This is a genomic window from Romboutsia sp. D33t1_170424_H2, from assembly GCF_015669105.1.
Taxonomy (GTDB): Bacteria; Bacillota; Clostridia; order Peptostreptococcales; family Peptostreptococcaceae; genus Romboutsia_C; species Romboutsia_C hominis.
Genome location: NZ_JADOZQ010000005.1, coordinates 128,104 through 150,080, shown reverse-complemented (window position 1 = coordinate 150,080; position 21,977 = coordinate 128,104). Strand labels below are relative to the sequence as shown.

Genomic DNA, 21,977 nt, shown 5'->3' with positions numbered 1-21,977 from the left:
CTTTATTTATTCTTAAAGAAAATTATACTTATTTTAATAATTCTTTTTCTATAGACTTATATACTTTTTCCATGAGATTATTAAAATCTCTAGTAGATTTCATATAGCTAGAAACTAGAGGTAAATTAAAAAATTCTTGATATTCCTTGTTAAGTTCTACTAATTTACTTGATGCATCTTCTATTCTATTATTAGAGTAAAGCTTATTTTTTTTATCTATATAATTATCAAGTTGTCTTTTTAAATTTTTATTTTTATCAAGTTGGGATTTAGATTTCTTCATAAGTTTAAATTCATCACTAGATTTAATTGAATTAGCAAGTTCAAGTGCTTTTTTATTTATATCCATATATACCTCCATTTATAAAAAATACTATATTACATTTTATAATTTAAGAAGGTAATATATACTACATATTTAAAAGGAATATAATTTACATTATAAGCGAGTTAATTCATTTAAAAAGTATTCAAACATAATACCATCATTTCTATCAGTGTCAAATTTGGATGTATAGTTTACTACTTTATGAACAAAATAACTAGATTTGTTAATAGCAAATTCTAAATCATGACCATTTGCTATTAAGCCACATATAATAGATGTGAATATATCACCAGTGCCACTATAAGATAAATTATTATATTCAAATGAAGTAATAAAACAATTATCACTGATTTTATCATATCCAATATTTAGTATATAACCATCCTGAACTACTCCAGTTATAATTACATTTTCAGGGCCTAATTCAGAAATTTCTTTGGCCATATTAATAATATCTTTTTTAGTCAAATCACCAATATCAGAAATACTTCTATTGGTTAATAGACATGCTTCAGTTATATTTGGAGTCGTAAGATTAGATATCTTTACTAAATTTTTAATTTTTTTACACATATCGTTATCAAATATAGAATACATATTTCCATTGTCTCCCATTACAGGATCCACTATTACAAAAGAATTATTATTTTTCTTTATAAAGTCAATCACTATATCTACTTGGTCTTTAGAACCTAAAAAACCACTATAGATATAATCAAAATTAATATTAAGCTCAGACCAAACATTAGAGTATTCTCTCATGTGATCAGTAAAATCTAAAAAACTATATTTAGGATAGCCTGTTTGACTAGATAAAATTGCTGTAGGAAAAGGACAACATTGAGTTTTTAATGCAGATAATATAGGTATTGCAGCAGTTAAAGAACATCTACCTATACCTGATAAATCATGAATAGCAGCTATTTTCTTCAAAATAGCACCTCCCTATAAAAATATTTATATAAATATATTACTACTAAAAAATTCAAAAACAAATATATAATTACAAAAAATAAAATGTATGGTTACAATTTATTTAAATATATATTACAAAGATTTGAGAGAGTAAAAGCTTTAAATAAATTAAAATTATTTTTAATATGTTTGGATATAATAATATAAATCAAGAGAATACATAAATTGCTTTTAGGAGGTCTGACATTGATAAAACTTAATATTAAAAATAAGTATGCTAAAATTATAATTATATCATTATCATTAACGATAGCTATTGGATTATATTCATATATAAAAGAAGGTGAATTAATAATAAAATCAAACTCTACCGAAGTAAGTAAAATAGAAGATGGCGAAAATAATAAATACAAGCTTCTTCTTGAAGAACTATTTGATCATAGAAATAAAGCAATACTTGATAAAAATGAAGAAGGGCTAAAAGAATTATATGAGGTAGATAAAAAGTTTGGTTTATGGGCATGGGAACATGAAGTAAAAAAGATGAAATACCTAGAAAATTGGTCTAGTAAACAAGGAGTTAAGTTTAATGATATAAAAGCAAAAGTGAAAATCAAAAAAGTAAAAGAAAAGGAAGAAGGTTTATACGGCATTATATGTACAGTTTCAACAGAGTATAAGTATTCATATGATAAAGAACCAGATATTATAAATATGTGTAGAATAGGAACTTATCATTATATAAATGTCAAAATAATAGATGATCAATATATAATAACTAAAGAATGGTATACAGATCCATTTGTTGATTCTTTAAACTTAGATAATATAAAATCTGAAGACATAAAAAATTATATAAGTATGCAAAAGCCTACAATATTAGATTTAAAGCAAGAGCAAATAAAAGCCATAGAATATGCACATAAATATTGTGGAGCAGCTGCTGATGAAGAAAATGGTTTAAAATTCAACTCAAATTACAGAGATTATAATCCAGAAGGTGGAGACTGCGCAAACTTTGCATCTCAAATAATGTTTGAAAGTGGGAGATTCAAAAAAAATGATACATGGAATTACGCAGATGGTGCAGGAACTAAGGCATGGGTAAATGCACAAGCTTTTAAAAATTATATAGTATATAGTGGTAGAGGAAGTTTAATAGCAAAAGGAAGTTATGAAGATATTTATAAAGAAGCCTATAATTTAAGACCTGGGGATTTTGTGGCATATGAAAAAGGAGGCAGAATAACTCACGTATCAACTGTAACAGGACTTGACTCAAAAGGATATCCTTTAGTAACTTGTCACAATACAGATAGATTACTAGTACCATGGGATTTAGGGTGGAGTGATAAGGCTATAAGATTTCATTTAATTAAGGTACATTACTAGAAACTAGAATCTATAAGTTGATGTGTATAAACTTAATAACATTTGACAATGATATGTATATATGTTAAAGTAATAATAAAGTTGCAAACATTTGTAGCTAAATAATTTTTGTGTGTTTTTAGGAGGATCTATTAAATGAAAACTGGTGTAGTTAAATGGTTTAATAATGAAAAAGGATTTGGATTCATATCTGTAGAAGGTGAAGGAGATGTTTTCGTACATTTCTCAGCTATAGCTGCTGATGGATACAAGTCTTTAGAAGAAGGACAAAACGTTCAATTCGAAATAGTTGAAGGTGCTAAAGGTCCTCAAGCTGCTAACGTAGTTAAATTATAATTAATTTCATATATATATTAGTAAGTCTAGTAGTATGTGAAACACCCGCCGCAATTAAGCGGCGTTTTTAATTTCACTATTAACTTATTCTTTTACAAGTCCAACTCCATTTATAAATTTAAATCCTTTTTCATTAATCAAAGCATCAAATAAATCTAAAGAATTGTATTTACAGAAATTATCTAAACAATAAAGAGTATCATCTTCTAATTTATCAAATTCATTGTACATATGAAAAGGAGTACTAAACTTAATCATTTCATCTCTTAATTTGTCCATATCAATTAAAAATTCAGCATAAGATAAATCAAGACTTCCATTTAATATTAGGGATTTCACTATATCTAATATTTCATTCTTATCTTCAAATTTTATAACTATCTTTTCTTTATCTCTACGAGATTTAATATAGTCATTTATTTTATCAACAATGCTTAATAAATTATTATCTATAAAATAAATAAAATCAGCTTGATTAAATTTACTTTCAATATCTTCTATAAGTAATTCATTCATATGAGATTCCCAAAGTTGTACACCATATCTATTGTAATTAGTATTTTTTATAGGCTCTCCTTTATAGTCATAAATTCTAGGAACAGAGTAGTTGTGATAGTTAGCTATTTCACATCTAAAGTAGTATCCATCTTTATCTTTAGGAATTAAATTTACTATAAATTCATGCATATCGCTTCCTAAATATATTTTTGTGTTTTTTAATAAATCAAATCTATCTTTTAAAACTTTAGCATCTATATTGTATAAATTATTTTCATATGCTATTTCATATACCTTGTGTTCATATATTTTATTTAAAAAACTATTAACTTCTATATTATAATCAAATTTCATTGTTATACCTCCAAATTTAAAACATAAATAATTTTTATTTAATATATACCCATAAAAGATAATTTAAATAAAAAAAATAATTTTAACATATTTTAAATTAAAATATATATAAAAATATGTTAAAATTATAGTTGAGAGAAAGAAGAATATAATACTTTTGTATATAAATTAATTAATGTTTACTTATTGGAGGTGCAGTATAGTGAATATATTATTTTTTCTAACACCTAAGAGTGAAGTTGCATATATATATGAAAACTACACTATGAGGCAAACTCTAGAGAAGATGGAATATCATAGATATTCATCTATTCCCATAATTAATGATGAGGGGAAGTATGTTGGGACTATAACAGAAGGAGATTTATTGTGGACATTAAAAAATAAATTTTCGCTAGATTTAAAGGGAGTAGAGGATATTCCTATCAAAGAAGTAAATAGAAGAAAAGACAATTCTCCTGTTGATGTTAACGCTAATATAGAAGATTTAATTTCAAAATCTATGAATCAGAACTTTGTTCCTGTTATAGACGATCAAGAAATTTTTATTGGTATAATAAAAAGAAAAGACATTATAGAGTATTGTTACAATAAATTAAAAGAATAAGATAAGACCTAGTATATACTAGGTCTTATTTTTAGTCATTTAACTTGATCATATTTCCATATTTAGATCTAAGGTCATTTAATTTTTTAGAATAAACTTCTGTTTGCTTTTGATACATTAAAGTTCTTTCTATTTCATTTTTAACTTCTTCATATTCAGATTCTCCACCTTTATTTAAATCTTCTAATTTTATTAAGTGGTATCCAAATTGAGTTTTAACAGGTCCTGCTACTTCACCTTTTTCCATATTGAATACTGCTTCTTCAAATTCTGGAACCATTTGTCCTCTAGGGAATGATCCTAAGTTTCCACCAGCTTCTTTAGAAGGGCAAGTAGAATGTTCTGATGCTGCATCTTCAAAAGATACTTCATTAGCTTTTATTTTATTTAATAAATCATTAGCTTGTTCTTCAGTTTCAACTAATATGTGCTTAGCAGTAGCTGTTTCTGGCTTATGGAATTTATCTTTATTAGCATCAAAGAAAGCCTTCTTTTCTTCTTCAGTTAAAGATATACTAGTTAATACTTTGTTTATAGCATATTGCTTTAACATATTTTCTTGAACTCTTTGTAATTCTTTTTTAAACTCTTCATCGTTATGTAATTCATTTTCTTTAGCTTCCATATAGAATAATTCTTGGTTAACTAAATCATCTAATAATTGCTTTTTACCTTGCTCACTATTAAAGTGCATAGCTTGATATGGTTCTAAGCTTTGTAGAGCACTCTCAACATCGTAGTTAGTGATTTCTTTTTCTCCAATTGTTGCTAAAACTTTTCTTTCCATAATTGTTACTCCTTTATGTAAGTTTATAATTAATATTACTTTCAATTTAAATGATATCAGAAAAAAACTTATATGTCTAACATTTCCAAATTTTATACTAAATATGTATTAATATGAAAAAGTAATAGTTATAAGTAAAAGTGATGATAGCATTCCAACGACACCTTCATTTTCATTGTATTTAAAATTTTTTATGCAAGAAACATAAAAGTATATAAATAAAAATATTAGTTTAAAAATAAGTAATATTCTGTTTTTAGAGAATAATAAATAGCTACATAAAAATAGTATAAATGCTAAGATTGTAGTTATTCTATATAATACATCTATATCTTCTATTTTATTAATAGATTTTAGAATCATTATTATATAAACTATAGATGCTGTTAAAAATAATAGAAACATAAATATTTCAATCCTCATAGCAGCAATAGAAACATAGTCGTACCAAACTATAGGCCAAAAAAATAAGAATAAAAATTTAAAATATTTATCAAGAAATTCTTTTGAAATAATAAACACATCCTTTCAAATTCAATCTATAAATAAATTAAAGCATACAAATTAATCAAATACTACCATTATTATATCTATATAAAAAAAATATATGAAATATTTATTGTTTAATTAGTATATATATTAATTAAGAAATTAATTTATAAAATATATTAAGGTGGGATAAGTATGTATAGATATTATACTAAAGGTGTATGTTCAAAGTCTATATTAATGGATATTGAAGGGAATATATTAAAAGACGTAGTTTTCGAGGGTGGATGTAGTGGAAATACTATAGGAATAAAGCATCTAGTTGAAGGTAAAGATATTGATGATATAATAAAAAATCTTGAAGATATACCATGTAAGAATAGAGGAACATCTTGCCCTGATCAATTAGCTAAAGCACTTAAAATATATAAGAAATATGTTTATAATAAATAAAAAAGTCTTCTAACGAAGACTTTTTTATTACTTAGTTACAACTATAGCTATTTTAGCATCAGGATTGTAACTAACTTGAACTAATTGATTTTTCTTAAGTCCAGCAAGGTCTTCTCCACCATAGTTTATTTCTAATTTTACTGGCATTTTACCTTGTTTTATTATAGCTACGTACTCATTTTTACCTTTTTTCTCTAGACTGATTAAGTTACCAACATAAGGCTTGAAGTTTTGATATTTTTCCCCAGCTTTTTTTATGTAGAAGTAAGTCCCAAGAGCAACTAATAAGTTAACTGCAAGTATAGCCCAACCATTTATCTTAGCAACCATACCAACTATCATAATGATAACCATTAAAACAATAGGAATTATAGCTTTTTTCATAAGTAGTTTGCCCATTATTTCATTAGCTCTTTTTTCAGGGCCAGTCATTGTTTTTGATCTAGCAAATGATTCTGCGAATTTGTCTTTTAAGCCCATATTAATCCTCCTAATTTAATTAATATTAGATATAATAACGATGTCATGCTTGAAACTTAAAGGTCATTACATTTATATTATGTACAAGTTTGTTATTAAAATTTATATTCAAGCAAAGCAAAATATATTAATTATTTTATCATATAATTAAAAAAAAGGAAATAAATGAGTTATAAAAACTTGATAAATATATATAGTAGTATAAATTAACATAATCTCATTCTTTAATAATATAATTTAGCTATTTTGTTTATTGTGGTAATATATATGTATATATTCATTAATAAAGTAAGGAGATTAATATGGAAAAGAAATATATAATATCTCTAGATCAAGGCACAACAAGTTCAAGAGCTATATTGTTTGATGAAAATGGAGAAATAGTAAGTAAATCGCAAAAAGAATTTACTCAAATATATAAACAATCTGGATGGGTAGAACATGATCCTATGGAAATATGGGGAACTCAAAGTGGGGTAATGAGAGAAGTAATAGAAACTAAGGGTATAAGACCGGAAGAAATTGCTGCAATAGGAATAACTAATCAAAGAGAAACTACTATAGTATGGGATAAAAATACAGGAAAACCTATATATAATGCAATAGTTTGGCAGTGTAGAAGAACATCAGATATATGTAAAGAATTAAAAGACAAAGGATTAGAAGAAATAATAAAAGATAAAACAGGTCTTTTAATAGATGCTTATTTTTCAGCTACTAAAGTAAAATGGATATTAGACAATGTAGAAGGCGCGAGAAAAAAAGCAAATAATGGTGAATTACTATTTGGAACTGTTGACACTTGGCTTATATGGAATTTAACTAGGGGAAAAGTTCATGCTACAGATTACTCTAATGCATCGAGAACTATGATGTATAATATAAAAGAGCTAAAGTGGGATGAAGATATATTAAAAGAACTTGATATACCAAAATCAATGCTCCCAAATGTATACCCATCTAGTTATGTATATGGACACACTGATTCTATGATGATGGCAGGTGCAGAAATTCCAATATCAGGATGTGCAGGGGATCAACAAGCTGCGTTGTTTGGACAAACATGTTTTGAAAAGGGAAGTGCAAAAAATACTTATGGTACAGGTTGTTTTTTACTTATGAACATAGGTGAAGAAATAGTTAAATCTAGAAATGGTTTAATAACAACTATAGCTTGGGGGATAGACAATAAAATTACTTATGCATTAGAGGGAAGTATATTTATGGGAGGTGCCTCTATTCAGTGGCTTAGAGATGAATTAAGAATGATAAAAGAAGCTAAGGATAGTGAAAGTTATGCATCAAAGGTTGATGATACCAATGGAGTATATGTTGTTCCGGCATTTACAGGTCTTGGAGCACCTTACTGGGATATGTATGCTAGAGGAACCATTGTAGGTTTAAGTAGAGGAGCTAAAAAAGAACATATAATAAGAGCTACTTTAGAATCTATAGCATATCAAACTAAAGATGTATTAAATGCTATGGAACAAGATTCAAATATAAATCTTAAGTTTTTAAAGGTAGATGGAGGAGCAAGTAGCAATAATTTTTTAATGCAATTTCAATCAGATATATTAGATGTAAATATAGATAGACCAAAGGTTATAGAAACAACAGCACTAGGAGCTGCTTATCTGGCAGGACTTTCGGTAGGATTTTATAAAAGTAAGAATGATATAAAGGTTAAGTGGGGAGTTGATAAAGAGTTTACTCCTAAAATGGATAAATGCAAAAAGGAGAAATTATATAAAACCTGGAAAAAAGCTGTAAAAAGAGCTATGGAGTGGGAAGAAGAAGAGGAATAAAAAAGATGGTATCAAACCATCTTTTTTATTTATGTTATATTACTCCTTTATAGCAGCTACAACACTCATCTCAACAAGAAGACATTCTCTAGCCATCTTAGCTTCAACACATGCTCTAGCTGGAGCAAATCCTTCTTCAATCCAAGCATCCCAAACAGAGTTCATATCAGCAAAATCTTTCATATCTTTTATATATATAGTAACTGATAACATATGATTTTTATCTGAACCATACTTGTTTAATAAATCTTCTATTTTCTCTAATACTTTAGCTGTTTGCTCCTTTATATCACCTTCAGCATGAACTTGACCACATAAGTAAAGAGTATTATTGTGAACAACAGCTTTACTCATTCTTTCAGTTGTTTCAAATCTTTTTATTTCCATAATTTTACCTCCAAGTTAAAAATATTCCAATAAATCACATTACATATAAAAATATATCATATAAAGTAAAATTATTAAACAATTAAGTGAAATAAATTCCAATTCTAATATAGATAAACATAAGATGTATATGATGATAAGTTAAATAATAAATGGAGAGTTTTTATTTATTGAAATTGGTCAAATATATTATATAAATAATAATTTAAAACTATATAAATATGTTATAATCATATACAAGTAAAGATTTTTAAAGGAGGATAAATATGTCTGACGATAGAGTGATAGATTTTAACAATTTAAAAAACAAGGCTAAAGATTCTGATGTAGATAAGTTTGAACAGTATATATATAATTTATATTTTTCAGTAATGGATGGAAGTATGACAATGGCTGAATTTTCTAAGAAGATATTTGATTATATGAAGGATAATAATATATCTTATGAGAAGTTTATGAATATACAAAAAAAATTTATGGAAAGATATGGTATGAATCCTCAAGAAGTAGAAGATCAACTTAAAAATTTTGGAATAGATCCAGCAAATTTAGACATGTCTAATATTAGTGAAGAGAGTATAAATTCTATAAAGAATACAACATCATTTTATGAAAAATATGCTAATAAAATACAAACTAAAGGTTGTGTAACTACTTATATAAAAAATGATACAAATGATATAGAAGTTATAATAGATAAAGAAAAAGTTACATTATGTAGTAGTAAGAAAATAAATTTAGTTGATGCTGAGTTAAATGAATTTTTACTAGGATATAAAAATGTATTTAATAATAAAATAAAAGTAGTACTTTGTGAAAATTGTACAGAGTATGATTATTAATAAAAAATTCGCTTCATCTCATAATAAAAAAAGTGTATGATTAATTTTACTTAATCATACACTTTTTTATTAATAATTTATAGTTTTTACAACTTCTATTCCATTTTGTAGCATACTATTTAAAAATACCATGTTTAGAAGATTTGCAGGATGAACTTCGCTATCATATGTATCTACTAAATCAATAGGAACTATAATATTTTTACTTATATTATTTTGATTAAAGTATGACTTTAACGTTATTGCAAATTGATATACACATATATCTGTACAATCCCCTACAACTATTATATTTTTAGTATTTGAAAAATTTATATCTTTTAATGTGAAAAAGGCATTAGTAGAGTTTTTCGGAATAACTTTGATGTTTTCTATAGACTTAAGTTCATCTATTATATCACTTTCAAAACTATCTACCATACAGTGAGGAGGATAACTTAAAAGTTCTATAGAATCAGTAGTATGACAATCTGTAAAGGCAGTTATATCAGACACTTTATTAGATAAATATTTTGTAAAATTATAAATAGGATTTATCAAAGCATTTATCCTAGGTGAATAAAGGGAACCACCTTTTGCAAATCCATTATTCATGTCAACTATAAATAACTCAGTTTCATTTAGATTTAAATCATTAATATTTTTAGATTTAATGTTATCAATATTGTTTTTAATAGATTTTAATTCATTTAATAGATTTTCCATAATACACCCCTTATATATAAACTAATTATAGTTATTTTACATATATATAATACAGGTGTCAAGACATAAAAGAGCTATCTTCAAAGTTGAAGATAGCTCTTTAGAGGAATTAGTTATCTGCTAAAAGGTCAAATACATTCCTCTTAATATATATTATGCACTTTATATATAAATTGATACTAATTTAGAATAATAGATTAGCTATTAAAGTTATAATTGGTAGTGCTATAGCTGTACGTATTAAGAAGATAATAAATAAATCTTTTAGGTTTAATGGTATATCTGATTTTAATATTACAGCTCCAGTTTCAGTTAAAAATATTAATTGACTTATAGATAAAGCACCTATTATAAATTGAGTTATTTGGCTAACTCCATCCCCAGATACCATAATAGATGGTAAAAACATATCTGTAAATCCGACTAATACAGCAGGAGCTGCTATATGAGCATCAGGTATTTGTAATAAGTTTAATACATAAACTATTGGTAAAGATATTATATTAAATACTGGTGTAAACTCTGCAGCTATAAGTGCTAATGTCCCCCAAGCCATAACTAAAGGAAGTAATCCTAAGTACATGTCTATAACAGTTTTTATTCCTTGTATTATAATAGTATTAAAAGAAGGTGCATTTTCTGCTCTATATAAAGCTTTTTCAAAAGCAAATTCAAAAACATTTTTACCACTAGGAACTAATTCTTCCTTTAAATGAGCCACTCCGTTATAAGTAGAATCACTAAACTTATTTAATGGATATATACGAGGCATTATAAGTGCACAAGCTAGTGATGCAATACAAACTGTTCCATAAAATGGTACAAACATTGACATAAGCCCAAGTTGATCTGCTATAACTGTAGAAAATGGCAGTGACACTAAAGAGAAACAAACAGATATTATAACAGCTTCTTTAGTAGTGTAATAACCTTGTTTATACTGAGTGCTAGTAATCATAACTCCTAAAGTACCATCTCCTAGCCAAGAAGAAACAGCATCTACAGCAGCACGACCAGGAACTTTAAATAATTTATACATAAATTTAGATATTAAAGTTCCAAGTAAATCCATAAGACCAAAGTCAACCACTAAAGGTAAGAAGAAACCTGATACTAAAAATATTGCAAGAAGACTTGGTAAAAGTCCTATTATTGTTTGACCAGTAACATCAGATATTATAACTTTAGGACCTACATTAAATAAAGTCATAGTTATAAATATAGCACCAAGTATTCTACATAATAGCCAAAATGGAGAGACATTTAAAACACTATTTAAAAACTCATTTTTTATATTTATAAATTTACTCAATATAGATAAAATAGCAGAAGTAATAATAACAACTAAGGCTATGTTTAACATATAATCAGCAAAAACTATTTTTATAAGCTCAGCAATAAATCCTATCCCAATATTTATAGAAGATAATCCTTCTAAAGGAATCATACTACCATAAGGTAGTGGAATAACAAATAATAATAAACCAAATAATGACGGTATTAAAAATTTAAAAAAACTACTTTTCGATGTAGAACCTACTAAATTTCCTTGCATAAATCAAACCTCCTAAATTAAATTTAAATATTAAAAAAGTCCCTTGGTCAAAAGACCAAGAGACGAAAATTCCGCGTTACCACTCTTATTAATAATATATGCGCATATATTACTCACTTAAGTCTCGTAAGGTGAGATATCCCGATTACCATACTTAGTTTCAGATAATCTTCTCCAAAGCTCTCTTCGATTAAACTTCAATGCCAAGCTTCCACCATCCTCGGCTCTCTATAAAATTCATTTAATGTACTCTCTTTTTCATTGAATTTATATTATTTATTTTCTATAATCTTAAAATAAATAATTTTAAATGTCAACAATTTTATTTCGTAAAATTAAAATATTTAGAAAATTTTTATTAATAATTAGTTTTTGCTATTTTCTATTTCTTCGGCTAGATTATTTAAATATTCCCATCTCTCATATTTAAATTCTAGTTCTTTTTCAAGATTAGCTTTTTCATCAAGAACTTCTTGAAGTTTAACAAAGTCAGTTGCATATTTAGTAGAATCACTTTCTAATTGTTCGATTTTTTGTTCTAATTTTTCTATATCAGAATCTATAGTTTCGAACTCTCTTTGTTCGTTATATGAGAACTTAAGTTTTTTGGCTGATTTAGGTTTTTCTTTCTTAGGAGTAGAGTTTTCTTTTATAATTTTTTCATCTTCAAATTCTATACCTTGTACTTCCTTATAAACCTGATAATCACTATAGTTACCAGTATATATATGAATATTTCCCATACCTTCATATGCAAATATTTTATTACATATTCTATCTAAGAAGTATCTATCATGAGATACTGTTATAACAACACCTCTAAATTCATCTAAATAATCTTCTAGTCTATTTAGTGTTTCTATATCTAAATCGTTCGTAGGTTCGTCTAATAATAGTACGTTAGGTGCAGTCATTAGGGTTCTAAGTAGATGAAGTCTACGTCTTTCTCCACCAGATAATTTATTTATTAAACTATACTGAAGTGTTGAGTTAAATAAAAATCTTTCACACATTTGAGAGGCTGATATTTTACTTCCATCAGAAGTTTCTATATAATCACTTCCTTCTTTAACATAATCTATAGCTCTCATATCAGGATGCATGTGAGAGTCATCTTGTGAGAAACATCCAATTTTAACAGTTTCACCAACTTCTATATGACCGCTATCGGGTCTTAATTTACCATTTAATATATTAATTAATGTTGATTTACCCATACCATTTTTACCAACAATACCTATTCTATCAGTACGAGCTAGAGTATAGTCTAAGTTATTTATAAGGCATTTACCATCAAAAGACTTAGATATATTGTGTATTTCTATTATTTTATTACCAAGTCTAGTAGAACCAACAGATATATCCATTTGCTCATCTGGTTTTATAATGTCTTGATTAACTAAGTCGTCAAAACGTTGAAGTCTAGCTTTTTGCTTAGTAGTACGAGCTTTAGCACCACGTCTAACCCATGCAAGTTCCTTTCTCATTAAATTTTGACGCTTTTCTTCCATACTAGCTTCAAGTGCAAGTCTTTCCATCTTTTTTTCTAAGAATAAAGAGTAGTTACCATCATAACTAAATAATCTACCTTTATCTAATTCAATTATTCTATTAGAAACTCTATCTAAGAAATATCTATCGTGAGTTATCATTACTAGTGACCCACGTCTAGAATTTAGATATTCTTCTAAATAATCGATAGTTTCATTATCTAAGTGGTTAGTAGGTTCATCAAGTATTAATAAATCACAAGGAGTTATAAGTGCTGAAGCTAGTGATATTCTTTTTCTTTGACCACCAGATAGCTCTTTTACCTTTTGACTAAAATTAGTTATGCCAAGTTTTGTTAAAATCATCTTAGCTTCACTTTCTAAATCCCAAAGACCAAGCGTATCTATTTTTTCTTGTAGAGATATTAGCTTATTGTTTATATCTTCATTGTAAGCTTTATTAAGTTTATCAAGAGTTTCTTGATATTCTAATAAAAGTTTCATTTCGCTAGATGTACCTTTAAATACTTGCTGCAATACAGTGAACTCTTCATTGTAGTCAGGATTTTGAGGTAGATATTCAACTCTAACTCTATTAGCTTTAGTAACAGTACCACTATCTGGAACTTCAACTCCTGCTATTATTTTGAGTAATGTAGATTTACCAGTACCATTAACACCTATAATACCTATTTTTTCTCCTTCATTAATACCAAAGGATATATTTTCTAGCAATGTTTTTTCCGAATAACTTTTACATATATTTTCTAAAGTCATTAAATTCATAAAATCACCTAAATTCATATTAATTTTGATAATAGATTTTTTATTTAAATAAATCTATATAAGAGATTATATTTATGCATGTTTAATAAACTATTAAATATAGACATTAAAACCAAAAATAATCTATATAAATTACATGATGAGGTAAATAGTTATTAACTAAATTAATTTTACATGTAAAAATAATAGAGTATAATCTATATAAAGAAGTGAAACTTAAAATGCATATAATATAATTTGAGAAAAACATAATTATATTATATCTTATAAGTGTTAAATATACTAAGGTATTTTAAATAGAAAATGGGGGATAAGCGATGGATATATATATATCACAATTAGACGAAACACAAAAGATACTTAAAATTATTAAAAAATACAATGTGGGATTAGAAGTTGTTCAATTTGCAAGTCCTTATATACTTGATGATAAAGACATGTATTTACAAACATATAAAGATGAAATAAAAGATATATATGGAAAAACTAATATATCAATACATGGACCTTATGCAGATTTATCTGTAGGAAGCAGAGATAGAGATATAGTAAAAGTAACTAAAAAAAGATTAAATGAAGGGTATAGTATAGCTAAAGAACTAGGTGCTAAAAAAATAGTATATCATAATGGATATACACCAAATACATACACTAAGGAAGAATGGCTTAATAATGCAATAACCTTTTGGAATGATTTTTTAGCAGATAAAGATGACAATATAGACATACATATAGAAAACACTATGGAAGAAGATTATCTTTTTATAAAAGAGTTAGTTGATAATGTAAATCATAAAAATTTTTCAGTATGCTTAGATATAGGTCATGTAAATGTATTTTCTAATATAAGTGTTAATGAATGGTTAGAAGGATTGGGAGATAGAATTAAGCACTTTCATATACACAATAATTATGGGTCAAAAGATAGCCACAGTAGTATAGAAAGTGGTAATATAAATATAATAGAACTTATAAAATACATAAACAAAAATTTAAAAAATTCAAGTATATCTTTAGAAATAGTTGATACAAATGAACTAATAAATTCTTTAGAAATACTTAAAAAAAATGGATTATTATAGTATTAATAAAACAAAACTGGTCAGGGTGATGAAGATGAAAGCTGAAATAATAACAGTAGGAACAGAAATACTTCTTGGGGATATAATAAATACTAATTCTCAATATTTAGCAAAAGAATTAGCAAGTATAGGAGTAGATGTATACTACCAAAGTAGTGTAGGAGACAATGAAGAAAGACTTTTAAAATCATTTGAGGAAAGTTTAGGTAGAAGTGATATTGTTATAACTACAGGAGGACTTGGTCCAACTAGCGATGATATAACTAAAGAGGTGGCTTGTAAATTTTTTAATCAAACACCAGTACTTCATAAGCCATCACTTCAAAATATAGAAAAATATTTTAAAAAGATGAATATAGAGATAAGTGATAGTAATAAAAAACAAGCTTATTTCCCAGAAAATGCTATGGTACTAGAGAATAAAAATGGTACAGCACCAGGTGCAATACTAAAAAATAATAATAAAATTATAATAATACTTCCAGGACCGCCTAAGGAAATGAAGCCTATGTTTGAGGAATTTGTTAAGCCATATCTACAAGATAAAACTAAAAGTGTATTAATGTCAAAGAATATAAAAATACTTGGTATGGGAGAGTCTTTGGTAGAAAAAAATTTAATAGATATCATAAAAGAACAAAATAATCCAACAATAGCGCCATATGTAAAAGAAGGAGAAGTTAGTCTTAGAATAACAGCAAAAGCTAAAACTAAAAATGAAGCAAGTAGTTTAATAGAACCTTTTGTAGATAAAATCAAAGAAAGGCTTGGAAATTGCATATATGTAGTAGGAGACATAAATTTAGAAGATGTTATAGCTAATATGTTAATAGATAAAAATATGACCATATCAGTAGCAGAATCTTGTACTGGTGGTATGGTAAGTTCAACTCTTATAAATTACCCAGGAATATCTAAAGTTTTCGTTGAAGGATGTGTTACATACTCAAATGAAGCTAAGAGAGAAAGGTTAGGTGTTAAAAAAGAAACTTTAGATAAATATGGAGCAGTAAGTGAAGAGACAGCAAAAGAGATGGCTTATGGCATAGCAAGTAAATTTAATACTAATATCGGAATATCAACAACAGGTATTGCAGGTCCTGATGGAGGAAGTGAAAAAAAACCGGTAGGACTTGTATATATGGGTATATATATAAATGGTAAAACATATGCTATAGGTCAAATTTTTAATGGTGATAGACAAATGATAAGGTTAAGGGCTACTAAAACTATACTCAATGAATTAAGACTAAAATTATTAGAGCTATCTTAGGAGGACATATGATAAAGTATATATTTTGTGATTTAGATGGAACTTTATATAATGGACATATAGATGATAGAGATATTTATGAGATAAATAAAGTTCAGAAGGAAGATGTAGTATTTAACATAGCAACAGGTAGAATATTTCCACATGCATTAAATATTATAGATAATCAGATTGAAATAAAAGGTTACTATATATGCGAAAATGGATCTTATATTTATAATAAAGATAAAGAATTAGTATTTAAGGGTACTATAGATGATGAGATAGTTAGAAAAGTTATAGCCAGATTTGAGTCAAATGATGCAAAATTATATTTTAAGTATAATCAAACTGTAATACTATGCGAAGAATGTAATGTATTTAGTAAGTATACTAATAATTATATCCTTGATAAAGAATTTATCCATAGAAAAAGTTTTGATAATCTAATAGGAAATATAGGTGTAGTATCAGAAAATATAGAGGAACTAAGCAAAATAGAAATAGACTTAAAAGCAGAGTTTAATGAAGTATTAGATATATATTTTTCATCAGAAAATACATTAAATATTACTCCTAAAAATGTATCTAAGAGAAAGGGTATAGAGTATATATGTAAATCTTTAGGAATAAAAGAAGATGAAATAGCTACTATAGGTGATTCTCCTAATGACATAAATATGCTAAGTGGAGTAAAATATAGTTTTGCAATGAAAAATTCTAGCGATAGCGTAAAAGAACATGCAAACTATATTGTAGATAGTGTAGCTGAAGCTATAAAAACAATAAATGACATAAATTGTAAATAAGAAGGAGGATTAAATAATGAAAAAGGTATTAGTTATGTTAGCAGATGGATTTGAAGAAATAGAGGCAATATCAGTGGTAGATGTATTAAGAAGAGCAAATGTTGTATGTGATATGTGCTCAATAAAAAAAGAATACGTAAGAGGAACTCATGATATAGTTTTAAAATCAGATTGCAGTATAGATGATATAAATGTTAATGAGTATGATGCCATAGTGCTTCCAGGTGGTTTACCAGGTGCTACAAATTTAAAAGACGAAAGAGTTAAAGATTTTGTACAAAAGTTACATAAATCAGGTAAAATAGTAGCAGCAATATGTGCAGCACCAGAAACATTAGAAGAATTTGAAGTATTAAAAAACAGAAAGTGTACATCTTATCCAGGATTTATAAAGGATAAATCTAGTGTATCTTATGTAGAAGAAATAGTAGTAAGAGATGAAAATATAATAACTAGTAGAGGACCAGCAACAGCTATTGAGTTTTCTTTAGAACTACTTAAAGCATTAGGGTATGAAGAAAAAGCGAAAGAAATAAGAGAGGAAATGTTAGTTAATTTTTATAATAAAAATGCTTAACAAAAATATTTAAAAAGGATATGTAAACTTGCTAAAGCAAGTTTACATATCCTTTTTTTAGTAAATAAATATCTACAATTTTATTTATTATTAAATTTAATACCTTGATAAGAGTCACGTCTTTTTAGTTCTGCATCTATATCATTTAGCACTTCCCATTTTTTTAAACTCCATAAAGGCCCGACAAGTTCATCTCTTTTACCGTCACCTGTTAATCTATGAACTATCATAGTATCAGGAAGTATTTCTAGTTGATCACATACAAGTTTTATATATTCATCTTTATCCATTAGATTAAGCATGCCATTTTGAAGCATTTTTTCCATAGGCGTATCTTTTATTACATGAAGAAGGTGTATTTTTATACCATCAACACCCATATTTGCAACTGCTTTAGCAGTTTCCATCATCATATCATAATCTTCTCCAGGAAGTCCATTTATTATATGAACGACAACTTTTATATTTCTAGCTTTTAACTTTTCAACACCTTTTAAAAATTCTTCATAATCATGACCTCTATTTATAAGTTTAGATGTTTTATCATGAATAGTTTGAAGCCCTAACTCAACCCAAAGGTTAGTCTTTTGATTTAACTCATCTAAATAATTAACAACATCATCAGGAAGACAATCAGGTCTTGTAGATATAGAAAGACCTATGACATCATCAAGCTCTAATATTGTTTCATATTTTTCCTTTAAAACCTCTAAAGGAGCATAAGTATTAGTATATGCTTGGAAGTATCCTATATATTTAGCTGATGGCCATTTTTTATGCATCATTTCTTTTATATCATTAAACTGTTTTATAAGATTATCCTTTGGATTTCCAGCGAAATCTCCAGAACCTTCTTTACTACAATAAGTACATCCACCATAAGAAACCTTACCATCTATATTAGGACAAGTAAAACCTGCATTTATAGAAACTTTGAAAACTTTCTCGCCAAATGTATTTCTAAGATAATAATTCCATGTATGGTATCTTTTATTATCAAAAGCATATTTAAACTTCGTCAAATTTATCACCTTTTCTAATCAATATAATTTATATCTATCTATATTACCATAAAAAAAGTATATGTACAAACTAGAATAACTAGTCTAAAAATAAGAATTACAATACTGTTACATAAAATTTAGAATACAAATAACATCTCTTTAATAATATTTATTAACAAAGTATTAGGGGGGCAAAAATGAGTAGTAATAAAGAAGAAAAATCATATAAAGAGATAATAAAAGAATGCTTAAATACTATAAAAAGCAAAATAAATGGTATAACTAAAAAACAATGTATAATAATCATAGTTTTTTTTGTTATATCATTATGTGTGTGCATAAATATAGTTGTAGCTAAGTATGACAAAAGAGTTTACCCAGGAGTTAGTATATACCAAGAAGACATATCTGGAATGAATTATAATGAACTAAGAGAAAAGTTAGAGGTATTAAAAAAAGAAATAAATGAAAAAGAGGTGAAAATAAAAATAAAAAAAAATACATATGTACTTAGTATGAATGACATTGTATCAAATTATAATACAGATAAATTATATGAAGATATAGTTAATGAAAATAAAAATAAAAATATATTAGAAAAATTTATGACTATAATAAAAAACAAAGAAAAAAATTATAAGTTTAACATAGATATAAATGAAGATAAGATAGTAAGATGTGGATATATTATAGATAAAGAAAATTCTAAAAAGCCACTAGAACCTAAAGTAATTATAGACAATGAAGTTGTAAAATTGAAAGAAGGTAAAACTGGTAAAAGATTAGATTTAAATAGACTTGTAAAAAATATTTTATATAACATTAATAATGAAAATATATACAGAGAGGACATGGTTATAAACTGTAAAGAAATAAATGAACTGCCTACAATAAAAATAAATAGTTTAAAGAATATTAATCATAAGATATCATCATACTCAACTTCATATGCATCAGGTGGAGGAAGAGGAGATAATATAGAAGTTGCAGCAAAAAAAATAGATGATTTATTACTTATGCCAGGAGAAGAATTTTCATATGAAAAAGCTTTGGGACCAATAGATAGAGAAAATGGATATAAAAATGCACCTGTAATAATAAATGGAGATTTAAAAGATGGAATTGGTGGTGGTGTATGTCAAGTTTCATCAACGTTATATAATACTCAATTAAAGTCTGGAATACTACCTACAGAGAGAAGAAACCATTCAAAGCCAGTTAGCTATGTGCCAAGAGGATTAGATGCTACATTAGCTACAGGGAGTATAGATTATAAGTTTAAAAATACTTTAGAATATCCAATAGTTATAAATACTAAAACAAGTAATAACTTATTAACTATAGAATTTTGGTCAAATGAAAAAGCTTTAGATGGAATAGAGTATGAAGCTGTAGGATATTCTAGTGGAAAAGTAGCTAATACGTATTTGTATGGATATAATGAGAAAGGGAAAAAAGTATATGAAAAACATATAGATACTAGTGTATATAGATAAAAAGAGGAGAATGTCTCCTCTTTTTAATTATAAAATTTAATCAACTTTATTTATAATATAATCACATTAAATTTTTATAATATGTCAATATTTTTTAATTTATTACCTACTGATAATATACTAAAACCTATAAGTATCAATATTAATGATAATATAGAAACTATAAATCTAGATAAGAAAAATGGTGAAAATATTAATATAAATCCAAATATGACTTTAATTAAATTAAAAGTACCGAATCTATAGTAAGGGTTATTTTTATTTCTAATTAAGTTTATTATTTGAGAATATATTATATATATTCCAAATATTGAGGAGATAAAAATTTGAATTTTAGTAGGGAATACTATCAATAATATGGCAGAAATCAAAAGTATACATTGTATACCAATAAAAGGTTTAATTTCCTCTTTAGGAGCATATCTTCTAAGTTCATTTATATTCTTTAAATTTAAGTATGCAAAAAATAAAAGTAATAAAGAAAAAGCAAAAGAAAGTAGTTTAATTCCGATTCCTTTATTTATAAAAGATAAAACACCAAAGCCTATAAGTAATACTCCTATAATCATAAACTTAGCCGAGTTTTCTTTTTTATACATGTTACTAAAGTTTATATTAAACATTTGAAACATAGATTGTCACCTCTAACATTATTTTATATAAATTTAAAGTAATTATAACAAAAAATAGATATTTATTAAATAGTGAAAAATAAATTGTAAGTAAGCATCAATAGACAAGCTATATCATAGATTAAATAGAGAACATTTAAAGGAGGGATATAGTGGGGAATTTAGGGGCAGTTTTATTTGCTATATTAGCAGGAGTTTCTACAGCAATAGAAGCATTTGTAAATGGAGAACTTGGAAAAAATACAACTGCATTAATAGCTACATTTATAAGTTTAGTAGTAGGAGCATTATTTTTTTTAATAAGTATATTATTAGCTGGAGATTTTAAGGATTTAGCTAATATAAATAGTATAAATCCTAAACTATTAATAGGTGGTATACTTGGTGGGTTAATTATATATTTCACAGTAAAATCAGTTCCAAGTTTAGGTGTATCTAATACATTAACACTTATAGTAGTATCCCAGATGCTAATAGGTTTTTTTATAGACTCTACTCTTTTAAAAGAAAGTATACATCTTTATAAATACATAGGAGCAATACTTCTTGTTATTGGTACTTTTTTTATATTAAGTTAATCTAAATATAAATTTAAAAATAAAAACTTAATTAAGAATAATAAAGCTATAAGTATATAAAATTATATATTTATAGCTTTATTAATTTTTAGATAAATTTATTCTTTAAAATAATAAGGTATTATATATCTATTGTTCTTTTTCCCAAGCTATAATAACAAAATCTTTTTTAGTTATATTTCTTAATTCTTCCTCTATTTTTTTTATTGGTTTTTCTTCATCCTTAGATACATTTGCTATTTTATAGTTTGTATTGAAAGATTGATTATTCATAAATACCTCCATAAAAATTTATTCAATTATAGTATTTACAAATAAAAAGGATATATTTTAAT

General features: G+C 26.1%; 25 protein-coding genes and 1 other annotated feature. Of the genes, 12 read left to right on the top strand and 13 right to left on the bottom strand.

Features of this window, described 5'->3' with window-relative positions:
* Positions 1 to 28 precede the first annotated feature (28 nt).
* Both I4U66_RS08060 and I4U66_RS08055 read right to left on the bottom strand, forming a co-directional pair.
* A complete protein-coding gene (locus I4U66_RS08060; protein ID WP_092924844.1) occupies positions 29 to 349 on the bottom strand; it encodes a YlbF family regulator in 321 nt (106 codons plus the stop codon).
* A 90-nt stretch (positions 350 to 439) separates the two neighbouring features.
* A complete protein-coding gene (locus tag I4U66_RS08055) occupies positions 440 to 1,261 on the bottom strand; it encodes a pyridoxamine kinase (protein WP_207733536.1) in 822 nt (273 codons plus the stop codon).
* A 228-nt stretch (positions 1,262 to 1,489) separates the two neighbouring features.
* Here I4U66_RS08055 and I4U66_RS08050 point away from each other — a divergent pair, with 228 nt between their 5' ends.
* Both I4U66_RS08050 and I4U66_RS08045 read left to right on the top strand, forming a co-directional pair.
* Positions 1,490 to 2,635 (top strand): amidase domain-containing protein, encoded by a 1,146-nt coding sequence (locus tag I4U66_RS08050; RefSeq protein ID WP_243278800.1) that lies wholly within the window; start codon positions 1,490 to 1,492, stop codon positions 2,633 to 2,635.
* A 135-nt stretch (positions 2,636 to 2,770) separates the two neighbouring features.
* Complete coding sequence (locus I4U66_RS08045) at positions 2,771 to 2,971, top strand: cold-shock protein (RefSeq protein ID WP_092924850.1); 201 nt, start codon at positions 2,771 to 2,773, stop codon at positions 2,969 to 2,971.
* Positions 2,972 to 3,055: 84 nt separating this feature from the next.
* Here I4U66_RS08045 and I4U66_RS08040 read toward each other — a convergent pair whose 3' ends face one another.
* Positions 3,056 to 3,823 (bottom strand): hypothetical protein, encoded by a 768-nt coding sequence (locus I4U66_RS08040; protein WP_092924852.1) that lies wholly within the window; start codon positions 3,821 to 3,823, stop codon positions 3,056 to 3,058.
* 202 nt (positions 3,824 to 4,025) lie between these two features.
* Here I4U66_RS08040 and I4U66_RS08035 point away from each other — a divergent pair, with 202 nt between their 5' ends.
* Positions 4,026 to 4,430 (top strand): CBS domain-containing protein, encoded by a 405-nt coding sequence (locus tag I4U66_RS08035; RefSeq protein WP_092924854.1) that lies wholly within the window; start codon positions 4,026 to 4,028, stop codon positions 4,428 to 4,430.
* A gap of 31 nt (positions 4,431 to 4,461) precedes the next feature.
* Here I4U66_RS08035 and I4U66_RS08030 read toward each other — a convergent pair whose 3' ends face one another.
* Positions 4,462 to 5,217 (bottom strand): peptidylprolyl isomerase, encoded by a 756-nt coding sequence (locus tag I4U66_RS08030; RefSeq protein WP_166505751.1) that lies wholly within the window; start codon positions 5,215 to 5,217, stop codon positions 4,462 to 4,464.
* Positions 5,218 to 5,325: 108 nt separating this feature from the next.
* On the bottom strand, positions 5,326 to 5,622 hold the full coding sequence (locus I4U66_RS08025; protein WP_092924858.1) for a hypothetical protein: 297 nt from the start codon (positions 5,620 to 5,622) through the stop codon (positions 5,326 to 5,328).
* Between the two features lie 279 nt (positions 5,623 to 5,901).
* On the opposite strand from I4U66_RS08025, the gene I4U66_RS08020 reads away from it, so the two are divergent.
* Positions 5,902 to 6,159 carry a TIGR03905 family TSCPD domain-containing protein gene (locus I4U66_RS08020; protein ID WP_166505750.1) on the top strand — a complete coding sequence of 86 codons (258 nt, stop codon included), beginning with the start codon at positions 5,902 to 5,904 and terminating at the stop codon, positions 6,157 to 6,159.
* A gap of 27 nt (positions 6,160 to 6,186) precedes the next feature.
* On the opposite strand, the gene I4U66_RS08015 is transcribed toward I4U66_RS08020, so the two are convergent.
* Positions 6,187 to 6,639 (bottom strand): hypothetical protein, encoded by a 453-nt coding sequence (locus I4U66_RS08015; RefSeq protein ID WP_092924862.1) that lies wholly within the window; start codon positions 6,637 to 6,639, stop codon positions 6,187 to 6,189.
* 302 nt (positions 6,640 to 6,941) lie between these two features.
* On the opposite strand from I4U66_RS08015, the gene glpK reads away from it, so the two are divergent.
* Positions 6,942 to 8,447 carry a glycerol kinase GlpK gene (glpK, locus tag I4U66_RS08010; protein WP_092924864.1) on the top strand — a complete coding sequence of 502 codons (1,506 nt, stop codon included), beginning with the start codon at positions 6,942 to 6,944 and terminating at the stop codon, positions 8,445 to 8,447.
* A 39-nt stretch (positions 8,448 to 8,486) separates the two neighbouring features.
* On the opposite strand, the gene I4U66_RS08005 is transcribed toward glpK, so the two are convergent.
* On the bottom strand, positions 8,487 to 8,834 hold the full coding sequence (locus I4U66_RS08005; protein WP_092924866.1) for a RidA family protein: 348 nt from the start codon (positions 8,832 to 8,834) through the stop codon (positions 8,487 to 8,489).
* Positions 8,835 to 9,100: 266 nt separating this feature from the next.
* On the opposite strand from I4U66_RS08005, the gene I4U66_RS08000 reads away from it, so the two are divergent.
* Positions 9,101 to 9,676, top strand: coding sequence for a DUF3867 domain-containing protein (locus tag I4U66_RS08000; RefSeq protein ID WP_092924868.1), 576 nt, complete (start codon positions 9,101 to 9,103; stop codon positions 9,674 to 9,676).
* Positions 9,677 to 9,745: 69 nt separating this feature from the next.
* Here the strand turns inward: I4U66_RS08000 and I4U66_RS07995 are convergent, their stop codons facing one another.
* The 3 genes from I4U66_RS07995 to I4U66_RS07985 all read right to left on the bottom strand — a co-directional run bounded on the left by I4U66_RS07995 (position 9,746) and on the right by I4U66_RS07985 (position 14,212).
* A complete protein-coding gene (locus tag I4U66_RS07995) occupies positions 9,746 to 10,381 on the bottom strand; it encodes an isochorismatase family cysteine hydrolase (protein WP_092924870.1) in 636 nt (211 codons plus the stop codon).
* A 184-nt stretch (positions 10,382 to 10,565) separates the two neighbouring features.
* Entirely contained in the window at positions 10,566 to 11,936 is a 1,371-nt protein-coding gene (locus I4U66_RS07990) for a YjiH family protein (RefSeq protein ID WP_240275671.1), read from the bottom strand.
* A 55-nt stretch (positions 11,937 to 11,991) separates the two neighbouring features.
* Positions 11,992 to 12,207 (bottom strand) — a binding site (T-box leader).
* A 94-nt stretch (positions 12,208 to 12,301) separates the two neighbouring features.
* Positions 12,302 to 14,212 (bottom strand): ABC-F family ATP-binding cassette domain-containing protein, encoded by a 1,911-nt coding sequence (locus I4U66_RS07985; RefSeq protein WP_195237400.1) that lies wholly within the window; start codon positions 14,210 to 14,212, stop codon positions 12,302 to 12,304.
* 317 nt (positions 14,213 to 14,529) lie between these two features.
* Between I4U66_RS07985 and I4U66_RS07980 the strand changes: the two genes are divergently transcribed.
* From I4U66_RS07980 to I4U66_RS07965, 4 genes are read left to right on the top strand one after another with little or no spacing between them, the layout of a single operon-like run.
* The gene (locus tag I4U66_RS07980; RefSeq protein WP_195237401.1) at positions 14,530 to 15,294 is read left to right on the top strand and encodes a sugar phosphate isomerase/epimerase family protein; all 765 of its coding nucleotides are present in this window, start codon (positions 14,530 to 14,532) and stop codon (positions 15,292 to 15,294) included.
* A gap of 34 nt (positions 15,295 to 15,328) precedes the next feature.
* Positions 15,329 to 16,567: a competence/damage-inducible protein A gene (locus I4U66_RS07975; protein WP_195928705.1), complete on the top strand. Its 1,239-nt coding sequence runs from the start codon at positions 15,329 to 15,331 to the stop codon at positions 16,565 to 16,567.
* 8 nt (positions 16,568 to 16,575) lie between these two features.
* A complete protein-coding gene (locus I4U66_RS07970; protein ID WP_195928703.1) occupies positions 16,576 to 17,355 on the top strand; it encodes an HAD family hydrolase in 780 nt (259 codons plus the stop codon).
* A gap of 16 nt (positions 17,356 to 17,371) precedes the next feature.
* A complete protein-coding gene (locus I4U66_RS07965) occupies positions 17,372 to 17,932 on the top strand; it encodes a DJ-1 family glyoxalase III (RefSeq protein WP_092924879.1) in 561 nt (186 codons plus the stop codon).
* Between the two features lie 80 nt (positions 17,933 to 18,012).
* Here I4U66_RS07965 and I4U66_RS07960 read toward each other — a convergent pair whose 3' ends face one another.
* On the bottom strand, positions 18,013 to 18,954 hold the full coding sequence (locus I4U66_RS07960) for a TIGR01212 family radical SAM protein (protein ID WP_195928701.1): 942 nt from the start codon (positions 18,952 to 18,954) through the stop codon (positions 18,013 to 18,015).
* A 179-nt stretch (positions 18,955 to 19,133) separates the two neighbouring features.
* On the opposite strand from I4U66_RS07960, the gene I4U66_RS07955 reads away from it, so the two are divergent.
* Positions 19,134 to 20,432 carry a VanW family protein gene (locus tag I4U66_RS07955; protein ID WP_092924882.1) on the top strand — a complete coding sequence of 433 codons (1,299 nt, stop codon included), beginning with the start codon at positions 19,134 to 19,136 and terminating at the stop codon, positions 20,430 to 20,432.
* Between the two features lie 74 nt (positions 20,433 to 20,506).
* On the opposite strand, the gene I4U66_RS07950 is transcribed toward I4U66_RS07955, so the two are convergent.
* Positions 20,507 to 21,064 (bottom strand): DUF308 domain-containing protein, encoded by a 558-nt coding sequence (locus I4U66_RS07950; protein WP_092924884.1) that lies wholly within the window; start codon positions 21,062 to 21,064, stop codon positions 20,507 to 20,509.
* Between the two features lie 152 nt (positions 21,065 to 21,216).
* Between I4U66_RS07950 and I4U66_RS07945 the strand changes: the two genes are divergently transcribed.
* On the top strand, positions 21,217 to 21,642 hold the full coding sequence (locus tag I4U66_RS07945; RefSeq protein WP_092924886.1) for a DMT family transporter: 426 nt from the start codon (positions 21,217 to 21,219) through the stop codon (positions 21,640 to 21,642).
* Between the two features lie 129 nt (positions 21,643 to 21,771).
* Here the strand turns inward: I4U66_RS07945 and I4U66_RS07940 are convergent, their stop codons facing one another.
* Positions 21,772 to 21,915 (bottom strand): hypothetical protein, encoded by a 144-nt coding sequence (locus tag I4U66_RS07940; protein ID WP_195928700.1) that lies wholly within the window; start codon positions 21,913 to 21,915, stop codon positions 21,772 to 21,774.
* Positions 21,916 to 21,977 lie beyond the last annotated feature (62 nt).